At 52.6% G+C, this 23,979-nt stretch carries 20 protein-coding genes; 13 read left to right on the top strand and 7 right to left on the bottom strand.

Features of this window, described 5'->3' with window-relative positions:
• Positions 1 to 62: 62 nt before the first annotated feature.
• The 4 genes from BN3772_RS17910 (at position 63) to BN3772_RS17895 (ending at position 5,219) form a co-directional block, all read left to right on the top strand.
• Positions 63 to 1,391: a type 2 periplasmic-binding domain-containing protein gene (locus BN3772_RS17910; protein WP_042201144.1), complete on the top strand. Its 1,329-nt coding sequence runs from the start codon at positions 63 to 65 to the stop codon at positions 1,389 to 1,391.
• Between the two features lie 226 nt (positions 1,392 to 1,617).
• Positions 1,618 to 3,714, top strand: a complete 2,097-nt coding sequence (locus tag BN3772_RS17905) for a glycoside hydrolase family 36 protein (RefSeq protein ID WP_042201143.1) — start codon at positions 1,618 to 1,620, stop codon at positions 3,712 to 3,714.
• 387 nt (positions 3,715 to 4,101) lie between these two features.
• The gene (locus BN3772_RS17900) at positions 4,102 to 4,359 is read left to right on the top strand and encodes an AbrB/MazE/SpoVT family DNA-binding domain-containing protein (RefSeq protein ID WP_042174925.1); all 258 of its coding nucleotides are present in this window, start codon (positions 4,102 to 4,104) and stop codon (positions 4,357 to 4,359) included.
• 182 nt (positions 4,360 to 4,541) lie between these two features.
• The gene (locus BN3772_RS17895; RefSeq protein ID WP_042201141.1) at positions 4,542 to 5,219 is read left to right on the top strand and encodes an HAD family hydrolase; all 678 of its coding nucleotides are present in this window, start codon (positions 4,542 to 4,544) and stop codon (positions 5,217 to 5,219) included.
• Between the two features lie 83 nt (positions 5,220 to 5,302).
• Here the strand turns inward: BN3772_RS17895 and BN3772_RS17890 are convergent, their stop codons facing one another.
• A complete protein-coding gene (locus BN3772_RS17890; RefSeq protein ID WP_042201139.1) occupies positions 5,303 to 5,770 on the bottom strand; it encodes a MarR family winged helix-turn-helix transcriptional regulator in 468 nt (155 codons plus the stop codon).
• Between the two features lie 226 nt (positions 5,771 to 5,996).
• Here BN3772_RS17890 and BN3772_RS17885 point away from each other — a divergent pair, with 226 nt between their 5' ends.
• The 9 genes from BN3772_RS17885 to BN3772_RS17845 all read left to right on the top strand — a co-directional run bounded on the left by BN3772_RS17885 (position 5,997) and on the right by BN3772_RS17845 (position 17,644).
• Complete coding sequence (locus BN3772_RS17885; protein WP_167336682.1) at positions 5,997 to 7,166, top strand: ROK family transcriptional regulator; 1,170 nt, start codon at positions 5,997 to 5,999, stop codon at positions 7,164 to 7,166.
• 38 nt (positions 7,167 to 7,204) lie between these two features.
• Complete coding sequence (locus BN3772_RS17880) at positions 7,205 to 8,176, top strand: ROK family protein (RefSeq protein ID WP_042201135.1); 972 nt, start codon at positions 7,205 to 7,207, stop codon at positions 8,174 to 8,176.
• Positions 8,177 to 8,237: 61 nt separating this feature from the next.
• On the top strand, positions 8,238 to 10,469 hold the full coding sequence (locus BN3772_RS17875) for a helix-turn-helix domain-containing protein (protein ID WP_042201134.1): 2,232 nt from the start codon (positions 8,238 to 8,240) through the stop codon (positions 10,467 to 10,469).
• Positions 10,470 to 10,819: 350 nt separating this feature from the next.
• Entirely contained in the window at positions 10,820 to 12,412 is a 1,593-nt protein-coding gene (locus tag BN3772_RS17870) for an extracellular solute-binding protein (RefSeq protein ID WP_042201132.1), read from the top strand.
• Positions 12,413 to 12,497: 85 nt separating this feature from the next.
• Positions 12,498 to 13,400: an ABC transporter permease gene (locus BN3772_RS17865; protein WP_042201131.1), complete on the top strand. Its 903-nt coding sequence runs from the start codon at positions 12,498 to 12,500 to the stop codon at positions 13,398 to 13,400.
• Positions 13,401 to 13,474: 74 nt separating this feature from the next.
• Positions 13,475 to 14,347 (top strand): carbohydrate ABC transporter permease, encoded by an 873-nt coding sequence (locus tag BN3772_RS17860; protein ID WP_042201159.1) that lies wholly within the window; start codon positions 13,475 to 13,477, stop codon positions 14,345 to 14,347.
• A gap of 59 nt (positions 14,348 to 14,406) precedes the next feature.
• Positions 14,407 to 15,390, top strand: a complete 984-nt coding sequence (locus tag BN3772_RS17855) for a sugar phosphate isomerase/epimerase family protein (protein ID WP_042201130.1) — start codon at positions 14,407 to 14,409, stop codon at positions 15,388 to 15,390.
• Positions 15,391 to 15,393: 3 nt separating this feature from the next.
• A complete protein-coding gene (locus BN3772_RS17850; protein ID WP_042201129.1) occupies positions 15,394 to 17,127 on the top strand; it encodes a prenyltransferase/squalene oxidase repeat-containing protein in 1,734 nt (577 codons plus the stop codon).
• Between the two features lie 238 nt (positions 17,128 to 17,365).
• Complete coding sequence (locus tag BN3772_RS17845; protein ID WP_042201128.1) at positions 17,366 to 17,644, top strand: hypothetical protein; 279 nt, start codon at positions 17,366 to 17,368, stop codon at positions 17,642 to 17,644.
• Positions 17,645 to 18,391: 747 nt separating this feature from the next.
• On the opposite strand, the gene BN3772_RS17840 is transcribed toward BN3772_RS17845, so the two are convergent.
• The 6 genes from BN3772_RS17840 to BN3772_RS17815 form a co-directional block, all read right to left on the bottom strand.
• Positions 18,392 to 18,811 carry a hypothetical protein gene (locus BN3772_RS17840; protein WP_042201127.1) on the bottom strand — a complete coding sequence of 140 codons (420 nt, stop codon included), beginning with the start codon at positions 18,809 to 18,811 and terminating at the stop codon, positions 18,392 to 18,394.
• Between the two features lie 358 nt (positions 18,812 to 19,169).
• On the bottom strand, positions 19,170 to 20,300 hold the full coding sequence (locus BN3772_RS17835; protein WP_042201124.1) for a YheC/YheD family endospore coat-associated protein: 1,131 nt from the start codon (positions 20,298 to 20,300) through the stop codon (positions 19,170 to 19,172).
• The gene (locus BN3772_RS17830) at positions 20,282 to 20,797 is read right to left on the bottom strand and encodes a GNAT family N-acetyltransferase (protein ID WP_042201123.1); all 516 of its coding nucleotides are present in this window, start codon (positions 20,795 to 20,797) and stop codon (positions 20,282 to 20,284) included. The genes BN3772_RS17835 and BN3772_RS17830 overlap by 19 nt, the downstream gene beginning before the upstream one ends.
• Before the next feature lie 82 nt (positions 20,798 to 20,879).
• Positions 20,880 to 21,992, bottom strand: coding sequence for a YheC/YheD family endospore coat-associated protein (locus BN3772_RS17825; protein WP_042201122.1), 1,113 nt, complete (start codon positions 21,990 to 21,992; stop codon positions 20,880 to 20,882).
• Positions 21,989 to 23,362 carry a YheC/YheD family endospore coat-associated protein gene (locus BN3772_RS17820; protein WP_042201121.1) on the bottom strand — a complete coding sequence of 458 codons (1,374 nt, stop codon included), beginning with the start codon at positions 23,360 to 23,362 and terminating at the stop codon, positions 21,989 to 21,991. The genes BN3772_RS17825 and BN3772_RS17820 overlap by 4 nt, the downstream gene beginning before the upstream one ends.
• 13 nt (positions 23,363 to 23,375) lie before the next feature.
• The coding region (locus tag BN3772_RS17815) for a YheC/YheD family protein (RefSeq protein WP_042201120.1) at positions 23,376 to 23,979 on the bottom strand (604 nt) is incomplete at its 5' end.

The raw sequence follows: 23,979 nt of genomic DNA, 5'->3' as shown, positions 1-23,979 counted from the left end.
TTTTCTTTTTCTTTAGAATAACAGCAAGAACACAAGATGCATGAGGAAAAGGGGGCAACATCATGTTAAAAAGATTCATGGCAGTCTCAGCGAGCCTGCTGCTATTCGGGGGATTGCTGGCCGGGTGCGGCGGCAACAACAATAATACGGCTAACAACACAGCTGGAACAAACGGCGGGAATAATGCAGCTACAGAAACAGACTCCTCCAAGCCCGTAACGATTAATATGTTCACCGCTTCTCCAGAGTACACGGACGCCTTCAATGCTTACATTGCCGAATATAAAAAAGTGAAGCCGAACGTGACCATTAACCTGGAAATTATGCAGGCCGACTATAATACTGTACTGAAATCCAAAATTGCCGCAGGCAGCACGCCTGACGTCTTCCAGACCACTGCCGGCGGGGATATTGATACTTTTGCTGAATACAGTGCGGATCTGACCAATGAGCCGCTGGCTGCAGCTATGACTGACGCTGTACGGGCCAACATGAGCTCATCGGACGGCAAGGTGCTGGGACTCCCGGTCAAAGGGAACCTGTTCGTGCTGATGTATAACAAAAAGCTGCTGAGTGATGCCGGCATCACTGAAGTGCCGAAAACAACGGCTGAGCTGGATGACGCCATCACCAAGCTGGAAGCCAAGGGCATCACACCGTTCGCCAATGCCTACAAAGAATGGTGGGTATGGAAGCATATCTTCCAGCACTTCGTGGATGCAGCCGCAATCGATGCGGGAACGGATGCCAAGACACTTGTAGCCCAGTTCATTGCCGGTGAAACGACCATTAAGGATCATCCGGTGCTGTACAATAACTTCTTCAGCTTCATTGATACTACGGTTAAACATGGTACAGACAAGCCTTTGGAGCGTGACAGTAACGCTCAGGTCAGTGATTTTGCCCTTAGCAAAGCAGCATTCATGACCGGTAAGGGTGCATGGGACGAAGAAGCTATTAAGAAAATCACCCCTGACTTTGATCTCGGTATCGCCGGCTATCCGGTCAGCGACAAGGCTGAGCAGTCCCAGATTATTACCGGTGCTGACCAGGCGCTGCGCATTAACAAGGATTCCGCAGTCGCTGCCGAAACGATTGAATTCTTTAACTGGCTGTACACTTCCGACTACGGTAAGAGCTGGTTCTCCACTGTAGCCAAGGTTATTCCGCCGATCAAGGATGCTCCGATGCCTGACCTGCAAATGCCTAAAGAAATGGAAGAAATCCTCAAAACCGAGAAGTCCGGCGATCTGTCCGTCAACTATTCGCTGGATACCTTCCATCAGAAATTCGGTGAGCTGATGCAGGCTTACATCGGCGGCAGTAAGACAAAGGACCAGGCTATCGACGAAATTCAAAAAGCATGGATTCAATTCGGCTCGGCTGAATAACAGAATGTGATAATCCGGGACGGTCTCGAAGGTAAGTTTCTTACCGGCGGGGCCGTCTTTTGCTGTAGGGAGCGTTTGGATTTACATTTAAGTGGTGATGTTCCAACTAAATATTTAATCCCGTTGTTTGAAGAAGAAATGGATGGAGAATTTCCACTTAATATGATTCGCATAAGCCTTTATAATCAGAAGAGAAACCAACATTTGTCAGGAGGAATAACAACATATGACCAGCAGACTGATTGAGATTGCCGAAAACGGGCTGTATCTTACGATTGAAATTACAGAGGAGCTGGATGTACGGCTGCTGCATTTCGGGGCGGCGCCGCTTGAGCACGGGGTAATTGCGGACAAGCATAAGCCGGGCTTCCGGCTGCTGGAGCTGCAGCTGTCCGGGGAGGACCGGGATGAATATCACGGACGGACGCACCGCGCTTCTTACCCGGGACTGCGGATGGAATACAGCGGACATAGTGACACAGTGAATGCACTGGGGCGCAAGCTGGAGCTGATGCTCGCTGATCCGGTGACGGGTGTTAAGGCCGTGCAGCATTATCAGTTTTACAATGGAGTGCAGATCATCCGTGCCTGGACGGTGCTGAAGAACGAAGGGGATAGCGAGGCCGCTATTGAATATATATCTTCCTTTGCGCTTACAGGTGTGGATAAAGAGGGTGGCGGGGACCGGGGCAGCAAGATTGAAGTCACGCTTGCGCACAGCGGCTGGCAGAGTGAGCTGCAGTGGCGGACCTACAGCCTGCCGGAGCTGGGCATGTACCATCTGGCTGACCGGGGCTCGAAGCGGATCGCCGCCAGCAATACCGGCTCATGGTCGGCGGCAGAGCTTCTGCCCATGGCGGTACTGCATAACAAGGAGAGCGGCAGCAGCCTGTTCTGGCAGATTGAGCATAACGGCTCCTGGCACTGGGAGCTGACCGACCAGTACGATCAGCTTACCCTGCTGGCAAGCGGACCTACGGAGCATGACAATCACTGGTGGCTGAAGCTTGCACCAGGTGAGGAATTTACCTCGGTGCCGGTTGCAGCCGGCTCCGTGCATGGGGGGATAGAAGCAGCGGCTGCACAGCTGACCGCGTACCGCCGGATTATCCGCAGACCGAATGAGGACAATGAGCTGCTGCGGATTATTTTTAATGATTATATGAACTGCCTGTGGGGTAGTCCGACGACAGAGAAGCTGCTGCCGCTGATCGATGCCGCCGCAGATGTGGGCTGCGAATACTTCTGCATTGATGCCGGCTGGTATGCGCCGGGCGAGTGGTGGGACGGCGTCGGCCAGTGGGAGCCTTCGGCTGAGCGTTTTCCGGAAGGCATCAGGTATGTGCTGGACTATATCCGCAGCAAAGGCATGATTCCGGGGCTGTGGCTGGAGCTGGAGGTTATGGGCATCAACAGTCCGAAGCTGGCTGAAGCCGATGACAGCTGGTTCTTCATGCGGCACGGTAAGCGGGTCAAGGACCGCAGCCGCTACCAGCTGGACTACCGTAATCCTAAGGTCATTGAGCATGCCAATGGTGTTATTGCACGGCTGGTGGAGGAATATGGCGTCGGCTACATCAAGATGGATTATAACATCAACGCAGGCATTGGTACGGAGACGGGGGCAGACAGCTTCGGGGATGGGCTGCTGCAGCATAACCGGGCTTATCTGGCCTGGCTGGACAGCATCTTCGCGCGTTATCCGGACCTGGTCATCGAGAACTGCTCCAGCGGCGGGATGCGGATGGATTATGCCATGCTCAGCCGGCACAGCATTCAATCCACCAGTGACCAGGAGGATTATGTGCAGTATGCGGCGATTGCAGCCGGTTCCCCGCTGGCGCTGACGCCCGAGCAGTCGGCGGTGTGGTCTTATCCGCTGCGCGAAGGTGATGATGAAGAGGTAATCTTCAACATGGTAAATGCCCTGCTGCTTCGTGTGCATCAGAGCGGGCATCTGGCAGAGCTTGCGCCCGGCCGCAGGGAACTGGTGCGCGAAGCGCTTGACTACTATAAGTCCATCCGCACCTCTATCCCGCAGGCATTGCCCTTCTGGCCGCTTGGGCTTCCGGACAGCAGCGGCGGGTGGGTCAGCTACGGCCTGCAGCACGGTGATGTCCGTTATCTGGCCGTATGGCGGATTGCCGGCGGTGAGCAGGCCGTTACCCTGCCGATGCCTGAGCTGGCAGGCCGTGATCTCCGTATCAGCTGTGCTTATCCTAAGCAGCACAGCTCAGAGTGGAGATGGGATAAGGCAGAAGGCAGCCTAACTGTAACTATCCCTGCGGGCAAGACAGCCAGACTGTTTGAACTACATGCTTAACGCACACGTTAAGGTCTAAAGAACCGGAAGAATCGGGACACTCTACGCAACCTGGAAATAGTAATCCAGTGCTTGCGGAGGGTGTCTTTTTGCTATTTACTCGAAATACCATTATTATTTAAACAAAACTATCTGATTATCATAATATTGCTATTTAAAATGAAAAATGGTTTAAAAAGTGTTTATTTTGATATTTTGTCGAAACATCTCTAAACTTTGTCGAATAGTTTGTCGATATATATCAAAAGATGTAGAAATAAATTTGACATGGAAGAAATAGCACTTTACAATGCAGATATGAGCGTAATCATTACTACTATTTAGAAGCATTGAGAGCTTTTAACACAAATGATTATATAAGGTGCTTATTTCAAGGGAGGATGCATAATGATGAAAGCAACAGGTATTGTAAGAAAAGTAGATGAACTGGGACGTATTGTAATTCCGATTGAGCTGCGCAGAACAATGGGAATCGACATAAAAGACCCGCTGGAAATTTTTGTTGACGGAGAGAAGATCATTTTGAGAAAATATGAGCCTACCTGCATCTTCTCCGGCAGTGCAGAAAACCTCATTAACTTCAGAGGTAAAATGGTCAGTAAGGATGTACTGGACGAGCTGATCTCCAGCTTTGACCGGATCTAGGCTATTATTGTATTTTATATGAATGATGTGAATGAAGGGGCCGGATGCAGACACTTTGACAGTGGATGCACCGGTCCCTTGTGCTTGTCCTGATTGCCGGATTCATAGACAACGTAGGCCGTAATCCTATATCATGATTTTGAGATCACCTGCAGAACAACACCGGAAGGGAAGGGTCCTTAATGACTAAACTGAAGAAACCGGAAGCCATTGTCTTTGATATGGACGGAACACTGTTCCAGACTGAAAGCCTGTTACTGCCTGCTTATCATAAAATGTTCGATATCCTCCGTGAAGAAGGATTGTATGCCGGCCCGACACCGCCGGAGGAACGGATCCTGGGCAGTCTGGGAATGCTGCTGGCGCAGATCTGGCATAATGTGATGCCCGAAGCAGATGAAGCTGTGCACCGGCGGGCCGATGAACTGCTGCTCCAGCTGGAAATTGAGGGGCTGGAAGCCGGCGGCACCCTGCTGTATCCGAAGGTAGTGGAGACGCTGCATGCGCTGCATGAGCGCGGGGTCCGTCTGTTCGTTGCCAGCAACGGGCTGGCGGATTACATTCACAGCATTGTAGTGGTACATGAGCTGAAGGAGTTGTTCGAGGGGCTATACAGCGCAGGAGGTCAGGGAACAGCAACCAAGACGGAGCTGCTGGGCATCCTGCTTAAGGATAACGGGGTGAGCAGCGCATGGATGGTCGGCGACCGTTCATCCGATGTCGAGGCCGGCAGGGGCAACGGCCAGACTGTAATCGGCTGCGGTTATGCCGGCTTCGGCCGCCAGGAGGAGCTGAAGGGCTCAGATGTCATTATCTCTGCGTTCGATGAGCTGATTGGTCTGTACGACAGCGCGGAATAACCTTGAAGTAACAACAGAAAAGTCCCGTTGATCCACCAGAAACGCCGGTGCAGCAGTGCAGCGGGGTGGAATTTTGCATAAGGTCAAGAGCAGTCCGGCTCCCCGTTCAGCTGCTCGAAATAAGCATGAACCTCGTTCAAGAGTCCGATGAGCTGGCTGCTTTTGTCCTCACCCAGATGGTCAATCATGCCCTTGAAGGTATCGCGAATCTTCGCGATTGCCTTGTCGGCGAGAATCTCACCCTGCTCCGTCAACTGAAGGGCGCTGATTCTGCGGTCTTGGGAGCTGGTGCTGCGTTCGACCAGCCCCTGGCTGAGCAGGCTATTTACCATTTGCGTAATGGTAGGGGACGTTACCCGGAGGAGCCTGCTGACTTCAGAGACGGTCAGCGTGTCCGTTCCGGATCTTTTTTTGCCCGTATGGATTGTAATCAGCACCCGGATCTCACTCGGCTTCAGTCCGAACATGGCTGTTTTTTGCCAGTTAAGCCGTGAGAATTGTTGAAATGCCCCCATTAGAGCGTCCGCGTTGTCATAGCTGTGTTCCTTCATTTGTACACCCCGTAAATATATTTACCTTCAATTATAGCCCAAGAAGCCGGAGAAAAGAAAACAGGCACGAAGCCTAGTCCTGATATGGGACATAGCAAAGGCCGGATATTTTTCTCTGCCGGCTGATGTTAAAGAACCTGCCAAAAGTCTAGCGGATGATTGCCGAAGTATTGTATATTAAGTTAAGAAACTTAACTAACTATCTTGTAAAGGGCGAATGCTGAATATGTCATCTGCAGGAACGCCGAAAGCGATGCGCAACATGAATGAAATGCTGATCCTGGACCGGGTTATTGCCGGCGGACCGCAATCTAGAGCAGATCTTAGCCGTGAAACAGGACTAAGCAAGCCTACTATTTCCTCGGCGGTTGCGCAATTAATCGGGCGGGGGCTGGTCAGGGAAACAGGACGGGCTGAGAATGCCCAGGGCCGTAAGGCCACTTTGCTCGAATTTAACCAGAAGTGCTTTTATACCATCGGTGTTGACCTGGGAGCGACCCGGATCAGGATGGCGCTGGCCGATATGGGCGGAGAGATTTGCCATTACAAACAGCTGGTTATGCCGGCAGAGAATCTGGAAGAGCCGGATTTTCAGGCTTTTCTGGTGCTGGGCTTTGATGAGCTGCTTGCCGAAGCCGGGCTGAACTGGGGCAGTATCCAGTCGGCAGCCTTCGGAATTCCGGGTGTTGTTGATCCGGCAGACGGCAAGGTGTCTGAGCTGGTATCGCCGCTGGCGGGCCGGGAGGCAACACTGAAGCTGACGGCTCTGACACAGCTGTTCCCGGTGCCTGTCGTCACCGAAAATGATGTAAACCTCGCCGCCCTGGCCGAGTATACCTTATCGGGGCCGGAATTCAGCGGCTCTCTCCTCTATTTCTCCATTGGTGAGGGTACCGGCGGCGGGCTGATTCTGGGCCGGGAGATTTACCGCGGACTTGGCGGCGGTGCAGGGGAGCTGGCCAACGTGAGGCTAAGTGCGGGCAGGCTTGAGGATATTCTGTCCGCAGGCGGACTTAAGCAGCTCGCTTCCCGCTTATCCGCGGAGCATGATTCATCAGCAAATCCGCAGTTTGCAGAACCGGGTGTATCTGCTGAGCAGATATTTGATGAAGTCCGCAGCGGCAATGCCCTCGCTGAGTCCATTCTGGATGCTTACTGCAGCCTGCTTGCAGAGGCGCTTGGCAGTATTAGTGCGGTAATCGCCCCGGAACGGATTGTGCTGGGCGGCGGAATCGGCAGAAACGGAGACCTGCTGCTGCACAGGCTGGAAGCCGGGCTGGCGCAGCTGCACCGTAAGCCGCAGCTGTCTGTTTCCGGCAATGGAGATAAGGATGTGGTGCTTGGTGCCATTCAAATTGCAATTCAGGCTGCCTTCCGTAATATCCGCGGACAGTAGGCCTGCACAACAAATCATACTATGCGGAGGAATTCATCATGAACTTATTTAGCGCAGGAATCGATGTCGGCGGGACCAAAACACAGCTCTGCCTGACAGATGAGCAGGGCAATATACTGGAGGAGTACAAGCTGGAGACACAGCTGAGCCGCGATCCCGGGAGATTCTTTGATTGGTTATTTGCTGAACTGGAGCAGAGCTGTATCCGCAACGGCGGTACGCTCTCATCGCTTAAGGGAATAGGGATCGGCTTTCCGGGAGTGATGAACGAACGTACTGGGACACTAACCAGCGCTCCGGCGCTGAATTGGCCTGCTATAGATATCCGTCCTCTTATTGCCGCCCGTTATTCTGGTTCTATAGTCCTAGATAATGACGTCAATATGGCGGCACTGGGCGAGCATGCAGCGGGAGCTGCGGCAGGCTCCGGGCATTTCATCATGATCACGGTTGGAACCGGGGTCGGAAGCGCCTTGTTCCTGGACGGGCGGCTGTACCGGGGAGCCCGCTTCGCAGCCGGCGAGATCGGCTATCTCATCGTTAAGCCCGGTGAGTACACTGCTGCAGCTGATCCGGAGTACAGCGAGTTCGGCCCGTTTGAAATGGAGGCTTCGGGTACAGGGATTGGAGCGAAGGCTGAAGATTATGTGCACAGCAGCAAGCGTCCGTCTTTAATCCGCGAGCTGGCCCAGGGCGGACCTGTCCGCGCTGAGCATGTATTTGCGGCAGCGGAACGCGAGGATGAAGCCGCATTGCAGCTTTTGGATCAGGCCTATGAACACATGGCCGCTGTCGTCAAGAATATAGCAGTCACGCTCGATCTTGAGCTTATCATTCTCGGCGGCGGAGTAGTGGAGAAGAATCAGGGATATATAGATGAGGTTACCAGACGTGTCAGCCGTTATACACCGCAGCAATCACTGGCAATCCGGCAGGCGGAGCTCGGTAACCGGGCGGGAGCCATCGGAGCTGCGGCTGCTGTAAGAAGCAGGCTCACTTCAGGGCTATAAAAGAAATAAGGTGGTCTCGCATTCAAGCCGATAATATGCCTAAAAAGGGAGGGGAAGAGCTATGAAGCGCAGTTGGTACAGCCGGATGCTATTTTCATATTTCCCTGTTTTTCTGCTTGTTGTGTCCGTGCTTATTTTTCTGGCCTTTATGATCATTACAGAGCTCTCCCGCAGCGAGACGCAAAAAGCCAACTATATCTCCACCAGCTATATTGCAGATACCGTGGAGCGGACTTTAAGTGATGCGCAGTTCAGTGTGCTCGATGAGATCGAGAATAATTACGCCTACAATGATTTTTTTGATAGGTCCGGTGCGGCTTTCGCTGATGACGGATCCTACGAAATTGTCCAGAGCATGAACCGCCTGGCTGAGCGCATCAGCTTAATCGACTCAATCTATATTTACCGCAGCAAGGACAGGCAGGTTCTCAGCCAAAGCGGTTACGTGGACCTCGATTTAACTCATGAGGCAGCATACATTGATCAGATCTCACAGCAGCAGGTGCAGAGCGGATGGAGTCCGGTGCGGTTGTACCAGCCAAGAAACGCCAAGGCAGAATATCCGGTGGTCTCTCTGGCCAGAAGGCTTCCGATCCCCCTGGGTTCAGACGGTTACATCGTAATCAACATCAGCGTATACCGTCTGGAGCGTTTAGTGGAAGGGTTAACGAACGGCGAGCTTTCTTTTGTCCGGATTAAAGATTCTGCAGGCACCCTGATGTATGATTCCTCGCAGGCATCAGGCGACGGCATGCGCAAGCTGTCTACCATCCAGGCGGAGAGCCTGGGCTGGACCTTTGAGAGCGGACTCCGTGCAGGCCGGCTGTTTGACTGGATCTCAGTCATTTCCTATGTCTGGATTGTGATCGGCCTGGTGACGATTTCCCTCGGTGTGCTATATATCATTTATATCACCCGGCGCAATTACCGGCCGATTAAGCAGCTGATGATACGGATTCAAGCTTTGCAGCCCCATGGGAAAAATGAACCGGCTGCAGCCGCTAACCCGGATGAGCTGGCCCTGATGCACACAGCTCTGGACAGTCTGGTGCAGCTGACGACGGATTATGAGCGCGAGCGCTATGAAAATCTGATGATCCAGCGCAGGCAGCTGTTCCTGGATATCATGGGCGGCGAACGTATAAAGGATGTGCAGGACAGATTAACAGCGCTTGACCCCTTTGAGGGAACAAGAGAGTTTGAGGCCTTTGTTGTATTTGCGGCGGAGATCAATACCGCAGAGGAGCTGAAGGTTCTATCCCGGCAGGAGCAGAATCTGCTTAAATTCGCCCTGACCCATGTAATCAGTGATCTGATGGCGGAGAAACAGCTTCAGGCATGGTCGGAATGGGTTAGCGGACAACGGCTTGCTGTCCTGATCGGCCTCCGCCGCCAGCCATCTGAAGATAGCCCTCAGCAGCTGCTTGAGCTGGCCAAAGGGTGCCACAGCTGGATTCTGGATAATCTGCGGCTCTCCCTTACCTTTGGCGTCGGTCATAGTGTTAACCGCATGCAGGATATTCATCTGTCCTACACTGCTGCTGCCGGTGTATTGAGCCACAGGCTAGCGCTGGGAACGGAGATTGCCGCGGTTCATATGGACCGGCAGGAAGAGCCTGGGCTGCAGAGCTATAAATATTTCGATAATTTCACCCGGCTTGTCCGTGAATTCCGGCTGTCGGGAGAAAATTGGCGGAGTCGGCTGGAGGAAATATTATCTTCGTTCCGCAAGGACCGTTTGAAGGATGAGGAAATTTACATGCTGCTGGAGGTCATGCTGCAGGCGCTGGAGCAGGAGCTAAAAGGCATCTCGGAGACACTGGACAGGCAGTTTGCATTGACCGGTAACGGAGGTTTGCAGGAGCAGATCCGCAAAAGTAAAGATCTTGAGGAGATCAGGGAGCTGCTGACCGGCTGGCTTAATGAAACCTACCATGTTTATGTGTCGGTGAATGAACTCAAGAGCCACCGTGTCATGATTAAGGAGGTTAAGCATTACATTGAAGGCAATTATGCTAATCCGGATCTTTCCTTAAACCATCTGAGCGAACGGTTCCAGATCTCCGGCAAATATGCCAGCTATCTGTTTAAGGAGGAATTCAATATGAAGTTTGTCGACTTCCTGGCAGAGCTGCGGATAAGAAAGGCGAAGGAACTGCTGGATAACACGCAGGACAGCATACAGGATATTGCACTACAGATTGGATATGCTAACGCTATTACCTTCGGACGAGTCTTTAAGCGGGTTACCGGAATGACTCCCGGCGATCACCGGAAGCTGAATCATCCGTAAGCTATATATGAACAAAGCATAAGCAAAGCGTAAATCCGGAAGCCTAGCGGCCGGCATTTACGCTTTTTTATTCGAATTTTTAGTTATATCCATAACTTATTGTGTTATGTGTGTGTTATATAAGGCGGATATTTAACTGCTACTCACCTAAAATTCGCGGGAAAATTGTATATATGTCATGAAAAATGACGTAAATCTTTATTTTTTTTCATGAAAAAGCGCAAAGAAACATGTTTATTGTACTTTTGTAAAAACGATGTAATAATTCATCCCATGATCAAGTCGAAAGCATAACAGAGACAGAGACGACTGGGTTAATACCAGAATTCGAAAGGGTAAGGTGAGGGAATATGGCAATCGGTCACAGCAAAGGGAAAATAGCTTTGGGTCTTTCGGCAGTTCTTGCTTCATCAGTATTGTTGTCAGCGTGCTCGCAAGACAATAGTACAAGTGCGGGTGAAGGCGGAGCAGAGCAAGCCGGAAGCTTGAAAATCGAAGTGTTTGACCGCGGCAATGCACCGGCTGGACTTACGGCATCGGATAACTTTTTGACCGACTATGTAAAAGAAAGCTTTGGTCAGGCCAACAACATCGACGTCGAATTTGTTCCTATTCCCCGCTCGGAGGAAGTAACCAAGCTTAATGTATTGATGGCGAGCGGCACCGATGTCCCTGATATTGTGTTCACCTATGACTCGGGCACCTTCAATAAATATGCCGAGCAGGGCGGCTTAACCGATCTGACCCCGCTGCTGGATGAATACGGACCGAATCTGAAAGCCTTCCTTGGTGAAGCAACACTGAAATATGGCCAATATGAGGGGGTTCAATACAGTATCCCGGCCAAACGCTCTACCGTCGGGAAATATGCCTCCTTCGTGCGCCAGGATTGGCTGGATAAGCTGGGGCTGCCGGTTCCAACAACTACAGAGGAGCTCTACAATACACTGATAGCCTTCAAGGAGAAGGACCCGGGTGAAACCGGAGGAAAGGTCATTCCACTCGGCATGACGATTGCTCCTGGCCAATATGAGTCTCTGATCTGGTCCTTTATCCAGCCTGTAACCGAGCAGGAGCGCTTCGAGCTGACCCAGACACTGAGCTCCAGAGATTATCCGATTCTGCTGCCCGGATTCAAGGATGCTGTCCAATATATGAACAAGCTGTATAACGAAGGGCTGATCAGCAAGGATTTTGCCCTGGATGAGAATAAAGAAACACTGACCCAGAATATCGGCTCCGGGCTCGTAGGTGCTTTTAGTGAAGACAACGATAATATCTTCTACCCTGATGGCGCTTATGATGTGCTGCTGCAGAATCATCCGGATGCGGTCCTGACCGCAATCGATCCTTACACGAACAGTGAAGGCAAGCACGCCAAACCGGTGGCAGCCCCGAACGGAATGTATGTAATGATCCCAAAATCCAGCAAACATGCGGTTGAAGCGATCAAATATCTGGACTGGATGGCCTCTGAAGACCATCTGATGTACATTCAGAACGGGATCGAAGGCGAGCACTATACCCTGGAAAACGGTGTGCCGGTTACCATTTCCGACATGTCTGCTGAATCCTCTAATAAGCTGATGGGCGGCGGAGATATCGGTATTATCGCTAACGGCCGGATTTTTGAGAGCCAGGAAAAGAATAATGAAGCTTTTGTAAAGAGCTTTAAGATTCAGTATCAGGATATCATTGCTAAATCACTGGAGATCTCAAATACGGATGCCGTTGAACCTGTGTACACAAGCCGTCCGATTGAGGCTGAAAGTAAATACGGCACTACTCTCGGTGAGAAAATTAAGCAGCTGATTGTAAAATCAACCATGGTGTCCCCGGCAGAATTCGATGCAACCTATGAAAGCATGCTGAAGGATTATATGGGAAGCGGCGGACAATCGATTCTGGATGAGCGCAAGGCTGCCTATAGCGATCAGAAGTAACAGATCTGAATTTGACGGAGCGGTGCGGCCTTCGGGCCGTACTGCTCTCCTTATAATCCGAGGAACAGCAAAGGAGGAGCCGCCCATGGGGTATGCCCGATATTTCCGCAGAAACTGGCAGATGTACGCATTGCTGGTGCTGCCCATTACCTTCTTCATCGTCTTTAAATACGGCCCTATGTACGGTGTGCAGATTGCATTTAAGGATTTTAACTTTTTCAGGGGAATCGGAGGCAGTGAATGGATCGGCCTGGACGGATTCCGTGAGGTTTTTGCCAATCATGATTTCTATTTAACCCTGCGCAATACGCTGATGCTCAACTTCCTTGATCTTATCGTATCATTCCCGGCACCGCTGATTCTTGCCATTATGCTGTTTGAGCTCAAAGTGGTTTGGTTTAAAAAGCTGTCGCAGACCATTCTATATATTCCGCATTTTATTTCCTGGGTAATCATCGGGGGAATTGTCTATCAGCTGTTCGGCACACAGTCCGGGATGGTCAACAATCTGCTGATGAGCCTCGGCTTTGATTCGGTGCCTTTCCTTTCTGATAAAAATTACTGGCTGATCACCTATCTGCTGACCGGGGTCTGGCAGAGTGCGGGCTGGGGTACAATTCTATACCTCGCAGCGCTTACCGGCATCAATAAGGAATTGTTCGAGGCAGCTGAAGTGGATGGAGCGGGCAGGCTAAAGCGTATTCTCCATATTACGATTCCGGGAATCAAACCGACCATTGTTACACTGCTGATTATCAACCTGGGAAATATGATCTCCATCGGCTTTGAGCGTCCGTTTGTTATCGGTAATCTGGCTGTAAGGGAATACTCGGATGTGCTTAGCACCTTCGTATACCGGATTGGTCTGGAATCGGGGCAATATACGCTGGCTACGGTGGTAGGGCTGTTCCAGGCGGTAGTCGGACTTATATTCCTGCTGGCAGCCAATTATATCTCCAAAAAGCTTACAGACGAGAGTATCCTATAACAACCTTGTGACAGGGAGTGTACATGATGAGTGAAAGAGCAGTTAACATAATTAGCAAAAGATCGACAAACATAATGAACAAAAGATCGACTAATAATGTATTTGATGCGGTCATTATCGTCTGTCTGACCCTATCGGTGCTGGCATGCCTGATTCCGTTTATTCATATTCTGGCTGTATCATTCAGCGGAACCGTGCCGATTTCATCGGGAAAAGTCACTTTATTCCCCTTGGATTTCAATGTGGAGGCTTATAAAAAGGTGTTCAGTGATGCTGCGATGATCCGTTCCCTGGGCTTCACGATCTTCCTGACCGTGCTCTTCACGGTGTTCTGCATGATGATGACCATTGCCGCCGGCTATGCACTGTCCAAAAAAGACCTGAAGGGCCGTAAATTCTTTATGTTCATCATTGTAGTAACCATGTTCTTCAGCGGCGGTATTATTCCTGAATATATTCTTACTCGTGAATTGCACCTGCTGAATACGATCTGGGCGCTTATTCTGCCGGGGCTGATCAGCCCGTTCTACATGATTATTCTGATCTCCTTCCTGGCCGGTATTCCGGATGCGCTGAAGGAGTCTGCAGAGATTGACGGCAGCAGCCAGTTTGGCACGCTGCTCAGGATTATAGTACCGCTGTCCATGCCGGTGCTTGCCACCTTGAGCCTGTTCTATGCAGTCGGCAGATGGAACGGATTCCAGGATACACTGATGTATATCACCAAGCCGGAGCTGTACCCGCTGCAGCTTAAGCTGTACCAGATGATCCAGAACAGCCAGGTATCGGATCTGATGCGGATGGAGGGCAATGCCATCAGTACGGTTGTGCCGGAGAGCCTCAAGGCTGCAACGGTAATATTCGCAACAGTGCCTATTCTGCTTGTATATCCATGGCTGCAGAAATATTTTGTCTCCGGTGTAATGACCGGGGCTGTTAAGGGGTGAAGCAGTGCGGGAGTGAAAATTACTTCTTCTTAATAATGATAAAGAGAGGGTGATCAGGAGTGGAATTCACATCAAAAGAGCAATACTCCTTCTCGACCTGCTGGAATATCAGAAAGCATGATTCCGGTGCCCGGATGATTGAGGAAATCCGTTCGCTGGGCTTCTCCAGAGTTGAACTGAACTATAACGTAACCCGGGAAATGCTGCAGACCATTGAGCCGCTGATTGAATGCGGGGAGATCGGCATTTCCAGTGTGCACAATACATTCCCGCATATAGCCGATCCCGATTACGGTACAGATTCGGTTCTGCTTGGATTCGAGGATAAGGAGCGGCGGAGCAGGGCGGTAGAGCTGCTGCTGCAGTCAGCCGAATATGCCCACCGTTACGGGGCTGAGGCTGTTGTAGTGCATCCCGGTGAGGTTCCTTCTGACTATGACATTGACCATCAGCTTAAAGAGATTTATACCAGGGAAGGCCGGGAGTCTGCCGCGTACCGGAAGCTGTGGTCCGAAATGATTGAACGCCGTGAAGCCTTAAGCGGGGGCTACATTAAGCGAATAATAGACAGCCTTGATGAGGTGTGCGGGCAGTCGGCAAGACGAGGGTACAAAGTAAAATTCGGGATTGAGACCCGTTCGCGCTGTAACCAGATGCCGACACTTGAGGAAGCCGGAACTATTATCTCCGGGCTGAAGGGGGCGCCGGTCGGCCTGTGGTATGACATCGGACACGGTATGATGATGGGCCGGATGGGGCTCTATGACAATGTGAATGAAGCGAATGCAATGATCAAAGATATTGTAGGCGTTCATATACACGAAACAATCGGCTTATCGGATCATTGGTGTCCCTATGTGCACAGCGGGGATGAAGAAGGCTTCGATTCGTTTCTTAATATTATTGCGCAGGCACCGGTGAAGGTGTATGAGCTGAAAGCGGCCTGCAGTCCGGAGGATATTGAGCGCAGCCATCAGCTCCTTGTTTCAAAAATAGCCCGGCGTACAGGGGGACATCCTGCGGGGACAGTTGGAGGGGAATAGCAAATGTTCAATAGAATAACGGCTATAAATGACAAGTGGACAGAGGAATCCCTGGCTATGCAAATAACAGACCGGGCGAGCCGCTATTCCGGAGGCGTACGTGATCCGCTGAGTGGTGTAGCCTGGCCGAATCATACCGGTACCGCCCAGTACATTGCGGCCTGGGCCGCTGCATTGTCCAATCCGCAGTCACGGTATTACCGCGATCCGGCGCTGCTTCAGCGGCTGCAGCAGGCCGTGGAATTCATGCTGCGGTTTCAGCACGAAGACGGCACGATCTCACCGGGCTGGACCAATTATCATTCACCGCCGGATACTGCCTTTGTTGTAGTGGGGCTGGCTAATATCTATACACTGCTGGAGCAGCAGGCATGGGAGCCTGCCTGCACGGTACAGAACATGATCGGCATGTTTTTGCAGCGGACCTTTCCGGCGATGCTGACCGGAGGAGTACATACGCCCAATCACCGCTGGGTACTGACGGCCGCGCTCGGCTCCCTGTACAGGATTTTCGGGGAAATTGAGCTGAAGCACAGAGCGGAGGAATGGCTGCAGGAGGGGATGGATATCACCCCGGATGGAGAGTGGACGGAGCGGAGCAACGGGATCTACAACACTGTCAGTGACATCATGCTCTATTATGCCGCCCGGGACTTGAACCGGCCTGAGCTGCTTGAGCCGGTCCGCCTGAATCTGCGGATGATGAAATACCTTGTCCACCCCGACGGGGAAGTGGTGACCGATTATTCGGGACGCCAGGACTTCGGCAGCGTATTCTCGCTGGCGGACTACTATCTGTGCTATAAGCTGATGGCCGAGCTTGACGGGGATGCTGAGTTTGCTGCCCTGGCAGAGCTGGCGGGCCGCGCGGTGAATCATCCCGGCTCACTGCCGAATCAGATCATGCTTGGCTTTCTGCTGTACCCGCAGCTTCAATCGGCTGCGGTTCAGCCGGGCGAGCTGCCTGACCGGTACCGCAAGGTGATCAACGGCGCGTTCAGCCGCCGGGAGCTGCTTGAGCGGATCGGACAGGACGGCTACGGCGGCCCTGTCCGCCACAGCAAGCAGCATACCGAATTCGGCGCTCCTGTTGCCCGGGTCCGCAGCGGCTCTACTAGCGTGAGCGTGATGACCGAGGCGTCCTCCCTGTTCTCACTGAGGCATGGCAAGGCCCGGCTGCTAGGTGTACAGCTGGCTTCCAGCTTCGAGCCGGGGCTGATTACGATGGATTCCCTGGAGGAGACTGAAGCGGGCTTCCTGCTGGAATCCGCGGGCGATAAGGGCTATTACGGGACGATTCCCGCAGACAAGCTGCCGCCGCGCCAAGGACTGCCCGCCAGTCCCTGGTATCTGCTGCCGCATGGCGAAAGGCTGCTTACCCATTCGCAGACCAGTAAAGTATCCGTCCGGGTGAGCGAGCACAGCGGGGGCTGGGAGCTGCATTTTACCGCGGCATCGCCGGAGGATGTACTGACCCAGATCGTACTGCTCTTCGGCAGTGAAGGGACGCTTGCGGGAGAGGCGCTTGCGCCGGTTCCGGGAACGAAGGAGACCTCCTTCTGGAAATCCGGCAAGCTCCGCTACAGCTCCGGCGGGGACTGGATGGAGCTTACAGACGGCAGCCATGAGCATCATTTGTCCGAGGTCCGCGGTATGAGCTATCCGGACGGCTGCCAGAAGGTTATTGTTACGCTGATAACACCGCTTGATTATACGCTGCGCATCAGTCTGTCATAGCCGCCGCGCAGCCGTGATTCACAGTATACCAGCTAACTGACTAACCAAAGAATCGGCCCTCCGGCAAGCCTGAGCACATGGATCCTTTGCGGATCTGCAGCTCAGGTTTTTTTTGTGTGGGCACTAACAATTTAACAAATGTAACTAAACGAAAGGAAGAGCCGATAAATAGATGTGGAGGGAAAAATTGAGATTTTATTAATCTCATTTACATATGGACCAAGGGAGTTTTTAGTTGATGATAATGAGTCTGCTGTTTATTGTTCTTAGTGGTGCGATGGGAGCCGGTATATGGTATTTAATTATCGGTATAGCTTTTTCTGTAGGGACAGGCAATGTGTTCACAGTCACCCGCTACGATGCCTTGGTGTTTTACATAGCCCTGTTGTTATTATGTATCATTGTGTGCATTCTGTTTGCATGGCATCTGCTAGAAGAGAAACTGGGACTGTTGCTGTTGGTTTGTACGGGAACGGCTTTGCTTACCTTTTTTCTTACAGCCTGGCTCCCGCTTTGAGGCCCGGAGTTGCACGAAAAGAAAGGGTACAGAGCAGCATTGGATGGGAGAGGCGATGTTCTGCGAAGGTTGGAACGTATCCCGATGACATAAATATTGCTGTAACTGCAGATGGAGAAATCAGATGCTATAGCAATAGAAGGATGACAATAAGGGGGCGTTGTAGGCGGCGGTGAGGAAGAGGATTCCGGATTTGTACATTTTACTATAACCCCCCACTACAATAATCCGGTAATTCCCGTAAGCGTATTATCCGTTATAGCGGCTGGTTACGTGCTTTTTATACTGTTTTCAGTCAAACATAAAAAGTCCGGGCTGATGCTGTCTTGCCTTATCGTTACAATCGTTTGCTTCCTCTATGCACTTTACATAATAGATTGGACCTTGGAGCTTGCTGATTATTTTCTTTAAAAAAGCAGCGGTTTAGCGTGTGGCAGTCAAATTAGATGGGAAATCCCCAGTTAATTCTTCTTTAAACAACGTTATTTCGATAGTAGATGGAGTAAGGACACTTCATTGAGCCGCATTCGCTTCAAGGTGGAAGGTTCGTCTGAATTAGGCTGCTTAATTCTAACTAATGCGGGCAAAAGGCTCTATTGTGCGGAAACAAGTGGCGGTAATCCAACTAAATTTAAATGAACTGCTGATGGAAGGGGGACGGCACTCTGGTGCTGAATGAACCTTAGCGTTGATCTTATGGCGGCTATACGATCTGTGTTCATATAAGTATCTATTATCATTCCTGCATTAACGGGATTGGACTTTTTGTAGTTCATTAATGATCCTTACTTGTTCGACTTTCCATTTGATAAAGGAGGGGCGGGTCAGCCGGATAGCAAGATTTCCCGTAACGGTTTGGAGGAGTGTGTTGTTCTGATCATAATCCATGCGCTCAAAGTGATAGTGTAGCTCAGGCGAGGAAGGGTTTGCATGCGTGAAGTCTCCGGAATATTCTAAATCTGTACCGGCTAAGTCACTGCCAAAAAACTGCGCTAACGTTTCTTTATCTTGAGTACTTATATTTAATTCAGCATAACTTCCTTCTAATGATTTTTGAATGACATGATTAACCATTGATTTCGGCAGGTGATTGGAGAAGTAATAATTACCGGCTATAGCGATCAAAAGTATTGATATAAGGGAGATAAACAGAATCTTATTTCTCATAAGTCATCACTTCTCTCTTACAGGAGGTTAAGGGTCCACGATTTCTGGCTTTAAAGGATTACAGAAGAATGAAGCTACTTGTTATAACATTATAGCTATAAATGGGCAAAAGTGGATGTGAAATTGATGTTGGGAGTGGCAGGGGAGATGTCTGAAATAAGTTGCTTTTTTTCAACTAATGCCGGAGTAGGCTACAGATTTGCGGAATTAGCGGGCGAAAATCAAACTAAATCGTTTGCATGTAAATGTACTCGTTAAGTGTCCAGATCAGCTGCACAGACCAGTCGTTCAGACACTTCTTTTACTGTAATCAACAGATGCCCCCTGCTCCGGGTTCTCCGGGCAGGGGGCATCTGTTTTATTCCTCCGCCGCCTTAGCCGGGGCAGGCGCATTCTTGTTCTTGTGCACCCACAGCGCGTACTCCAGCGGGCGGACCAGCGCTGTGCGGTAGGTGGTGTTATCGCCGGTGCGGGCGAACACCTCGCGGGCCGGCTTGGGGTTAACCTCAAGCACGAAGATCCGGCCCTGACGGTCGATCGCGAGGTCGAGCGCCAGCTCGCATAACGTGCCGAAGCTCTCCTCCAGGAAGGCTGCCGCCTCCAGGCCGAGCTTCTCCGCCGACTTCATGGTCTTGTCGGCCTTCTCGGTGCTGCCGAGCCATTCCTTCAGCAGCACCTCAGCACGGACGGCATGCCCGCCGCCGTGCAGGTTCGAGGTGACGCTGCGGGCAGCACCGACGCGGCCGGCCATGCCTGTCAGCTCCCATATGCCCTGCCCATTCTTCTGCACGAGCATGCGGTAGTCGTGGAAGCGCCCGCCCGGCAGGCGCAGCGGGATGCCCTGCTGGACGAGGAAGCGTCCGCCGGCGCACCACTGGCGGACAATAGCTTCCAGCTTCGCCAGTGTCACCTTGCGCGGGGGGATAATCTGCCGGCTTTGGCGGCGGCCTTGAATATCGTAGAGGCTTTGCCCCTCTTTGAGCCGTTCGATCCGCAAAATGCCGCGTCCGCCCGTACCGTTAACCGGCTTCACATAGACAACCGGGCTCGTTTTCAGCATCCGCAGCAGGTCAGACGAAGACTGGTAGAGCAGCGTCTCGGGCATATGCTGGCGGAAGCGGGTCTTTTGTGAAAAGGTCTGGTGGATCGTCCATTTGTTGCGCAGCGGACGGTTCAGAAAGGTCAGATGGTTATAACGTGAACGGAAGCGCAGCAGCTGCTCGAACCGGGAGCTGCGCTGAATCCGGCAGCGGTCATAGATCATATTCGGAAAAGAGCGCCATTTACGCGACCATTTGCCGCTTGCCGGGTCATAGATCATGGCATGAATCTGATCCTTGGCGGCGTTGACGTCCATTGGGGTAAACACGAAGACATCCAGGCCGAGCTTGCGGCCTTCAATGATCATCCTCCGGTAGACACTGCGCTCCTCAAGCTGCTTGGCGTCATTTAAATACAGGGTCAGGATACCTAAGACGGGTTCTGGCACAGGAGTTCACCTTCTTGTGGGAGAGTTGCCGCGCTGCGGCCGGAAGGCGACTGCAGCAGCAGCGTGGGCTTGCCTGTCGGGCCGCTTATCAGGTCAACAGCAGCCAGCCCGCTGTTGAAGCACATCTTCAGGCTGGCCGGATTATCGGAGGCCACCAGGCATTCCAGCCGGCCCAGGCGCTGTAGCTGGGCTGACAGCAGTGCTGTACCGGTATGGCGGCCCCTGTACAAGGGGTGAACGGCAACCAGGCAGGCTTCTTTACCGTAGCCGGAGACAAAGCTGATGCCGGCCAGCTGCCGGCCGCTTTGCCCGCGGACTGTTGCGACGAGGAGAGAGACGCCGGGAACCGAGAGCTGTTCCGGCGTTAACCGGGCAAGCTCGCGGCAGCCGCGCAGAGTGATCCGCCGGTCTCCGTATTCCCGGAGGAAATCAAGCAGCCCGGCGATTCTTGCTTTCCAGCGGTCAGGATTACTGTCATAAATAGAAGAGATCTGCATGGGGTTCACTTCCTTTAGGAGGATTCTACTTATCTTTCTTGCAGAAACGGATACCGTCCTGTTTAGGACGGCGTAGCCGTTTCTACTTGCCCTGCCGGGCAAGATGGTGGCTGTACTGGAAGATCCGCTCCAGCGACAGCTTACGGATGGCCGGCTCATCGAATTTCATCGGGCGTGAATTAGCCTCGAAGAACCAGAGGCCGCCTTCCTCGTCGACGCCCAGATCCATCGACATCTCACCGAGCATAGCCCCCGAAGCCCGCTCAATCTGGCGGGCGATAAGCAGGGCGGTGGTCGGGACGTTTTTGAGGATGGAAGCGGCCCGCTCAGTACCGAAGGTTCCCTCCAGCATAGCCGCAGGCTCCTCGATGCTGCCTCCGCGGGGCACATGGGTGGTAATGCTGCGGACGCCGGCCAGCCGGGCGCCGATTCCGGTCACCGCCCAGGCGCCGCGTCCGTTTTTCTGGAGCAGCACCCGCAGATCAAAGGGGCGGCCGCGGTGGGTGGCCAGCCCGATGGCCTGCTGTGCGATATATTGAGAGATACCTTTTTCTCTCTTGATCCGGCTCCACAGGCGGTCGATGGAGGCAGCCTTGTAGGTTACATTCTTTTTACCGCCCTGGATCTGCAGCCTGAAGGGGAGGGGGGACTCCGACGCGTATTTAAGCCGCATAATACCCTTGCCGGCCTTGCCGTTTTCTGGTTTCAGATAGAGGCTGTCATGATTTTTGAGCATCGCAACCAGCGTGGCTGCACTGCGCAGGCGTCTTGTTTTAGGCACATGCCGGACGGTAACCTTCGATTCCTTGAGCCATTCAAACAGATTCCATTTGTTGAAAAAGCCCGGGTTATACATCTGGATGGAGTCATGCTCCAGGCATTCGGCTATTTTGTGGGCGACCGGGGCTTTCTCTTCCTCATCCCGGTTTGGAATCCGGTTGTAGATGACCTGAGGCAGGGGCATGGGGGCGTTATACCAGATCCTTCCGCTGGGCGAAGGGATGAAGCCGTTCACCGTCTGCTCCTCAAACTTCAGGTCGCGGACGGTGACGACATAGACGAGATAACCCATTTCCTTGCCGGTACGGATGATGTCGCGGAAGTTGTTCCGGTTGCCGCGGAACTGCTTCAGCCTGTCGCTGGTTGTCAGTATTGCAATTACCGGTTTGCCGGAGTCAGGGGCGCGGGTATTCACAGTTCATCCCTCCTGCGGAATTTGCTGAGATACAGGCAGTGCTCCAGAATATGCTCAACGGAAGCTTTGCCCTCAGCACGCAGGGAAGGATGACGGAAGATGGAACGTCCCGGTTTGGCATTCGCCTCGAACATCCAGATATCTTCATCCTGGTCAATGCCAAGGTCAAACCCGATTTCGCCAAGCAGATGGCGGTGCTGGATTTCCAGCGCCTCTGCCAGCTTGACGGCAGTCGTTTTGGCCCGCTGCAGCACTTCATCGGACCTTGCACCGAATACCCGGCCGAGCGCCTGCTGTGGAGTGAGCAGGGCTCCTCCGTTCTTAAGATGGGTAGTGACGCTGCCGCGGCCGGCTTTTTTGGCTCCAATGCCGACTACGACCCACTGGTTGCTGCCGTTTTTGTGCATATGAAAGCGGAAGTCGATCGGGCAGGCGTCGATCTCAATCAGGCGGATACCCTGCTGCACCACATAATTCTGGAGGTTCTGGCCGTGGCGGGAGCGCAGCATGCGCATCAGGCTGTCAAAGCTGTTGAAGCGCAGCAGCACATTTTTGCCGCCCTTACGGTAACGGGCAAAATAGCCTTTCTTGGGCAGGTAGGTCAGCCGGTAAATGCCGTGTCCCAGACTTCCCGCAGACGGCTTGTAGTATACGAAGTGATGACGGTCCAGCATTTCCCGCATTTTTTCTGAGCTGGGGTTAGAGACGGTCTCAGGTACGTAGCGGTAGGCTGCATTGTCGTTCTCGAGCAGTCGGTATACATCTGATTTATTGAAAAAGCTCCAGTTGAAATAGGGAATCCGCTTCCGCCCGAACCGTTCGCGGAGCTGATTGATGTATGGAGAAGTTTCGGCCCTGCGGCTCGGCAGCCTGTTGTACACGACATCCGGCAGCGGGACAAGCTTGCGCTCAAATTTGTCACTGGCATTCAGGAAAAAGCCGTTGACCTGCTCCTTCTGCCAGTCAATGTCGCGCGGCGTGAAGGCAAAAATATAGCATTTGTTGCTGCCTTCGCGCAGCAGCTGCTTAATGAAGCCCGTACGGGACCCGAAGGGGTTGGCGGATGAGGTAGGCCCGTCGGACAGAATGCCGACCAGCGGCCCGAGCTGCACCTCATCATTCTGCAGATTGCGCAGATAGACGCCGCCCGTTTTGGGAACCTTGATGGCGCTCTTGACACCTGAAGCCAGGAACAGATGCTTCCCTGCCCGCTTGATCGGCTTGATCATGGCCGGAATGGCATCCTTGCCGAGCCGCAGGCGGATATTTTTTTTGCCGGATAGTTTCAGGCTTTTCATCAGTTCACCCGACACGTAAACCACTCTTTGGGGCTGCTTGGTGAAATGCACGTTGCAAAAAGTGAGACTCATTGATGAATCCTCCTTAGGAACCATTGATTTCATTCTCCTGTCTGTAGCGGAGCGTATTATAGCTGCTGTTTCTGCGGCCTGCCGGTGAATGCAGCAGCAGGTGACGCGCATAACGCAGCGGGTTCTCGGCTGCGAGCTTAGCAGCCCGCCTGTCACCCGTCAGCCGGAACACCGTTCGCCCCGGCTTGGAATTGGCCTCCAGCAGATAGATTCTGCCTCCGGCGTCGATCCCGAAATCGAGGCCCAGCTCCCCGAGCCTGCCGAAGGATTCCTCCAGCAGAGGAGGGAGGAGGGCTGCCGCTGCGGCTAGCTCGTCATGCAGCTCAGCCCCGGCAGAGCCAAACTCTGCAAGCAGAAAAGGCAGTACGGCAACCGCGGTGCCCCCGCCGTGCAGATTGGAGGTAAGGCTCCCGTGCCCGCCGAGCCTAACGGCCATGCCGGTTAGCGTCCAGGCGCCGCGCCCGTTCTTCTGCATCAGCACCCGGACATCAAAGGGCTGGCCCAGGCTGCTGGTCAGATGCAGATAAGGCTGCATAATGTAGCTGTGCTTCCCGGTGAACCGGTGAATCCACTGCAGACCTTGGTCCAGTGTTCTGAAATGATGATGGAAGGGTTCA

Origin of the sequence: Paenibacillus camerounensis (assembly GCF_000723885.1) — a bacterium.
Lineage (GTDB): Bacteria > Bacillota > Bacilli > Paenibacillales > Paenibacillaceae > Paenibacillus_AQ > Paenibacillus_AQ camerounensis.
Note: the sequence above shows the minus strand (reverse complement) of the source record. Positions and strands in the feature narration are given on the sequence as shown.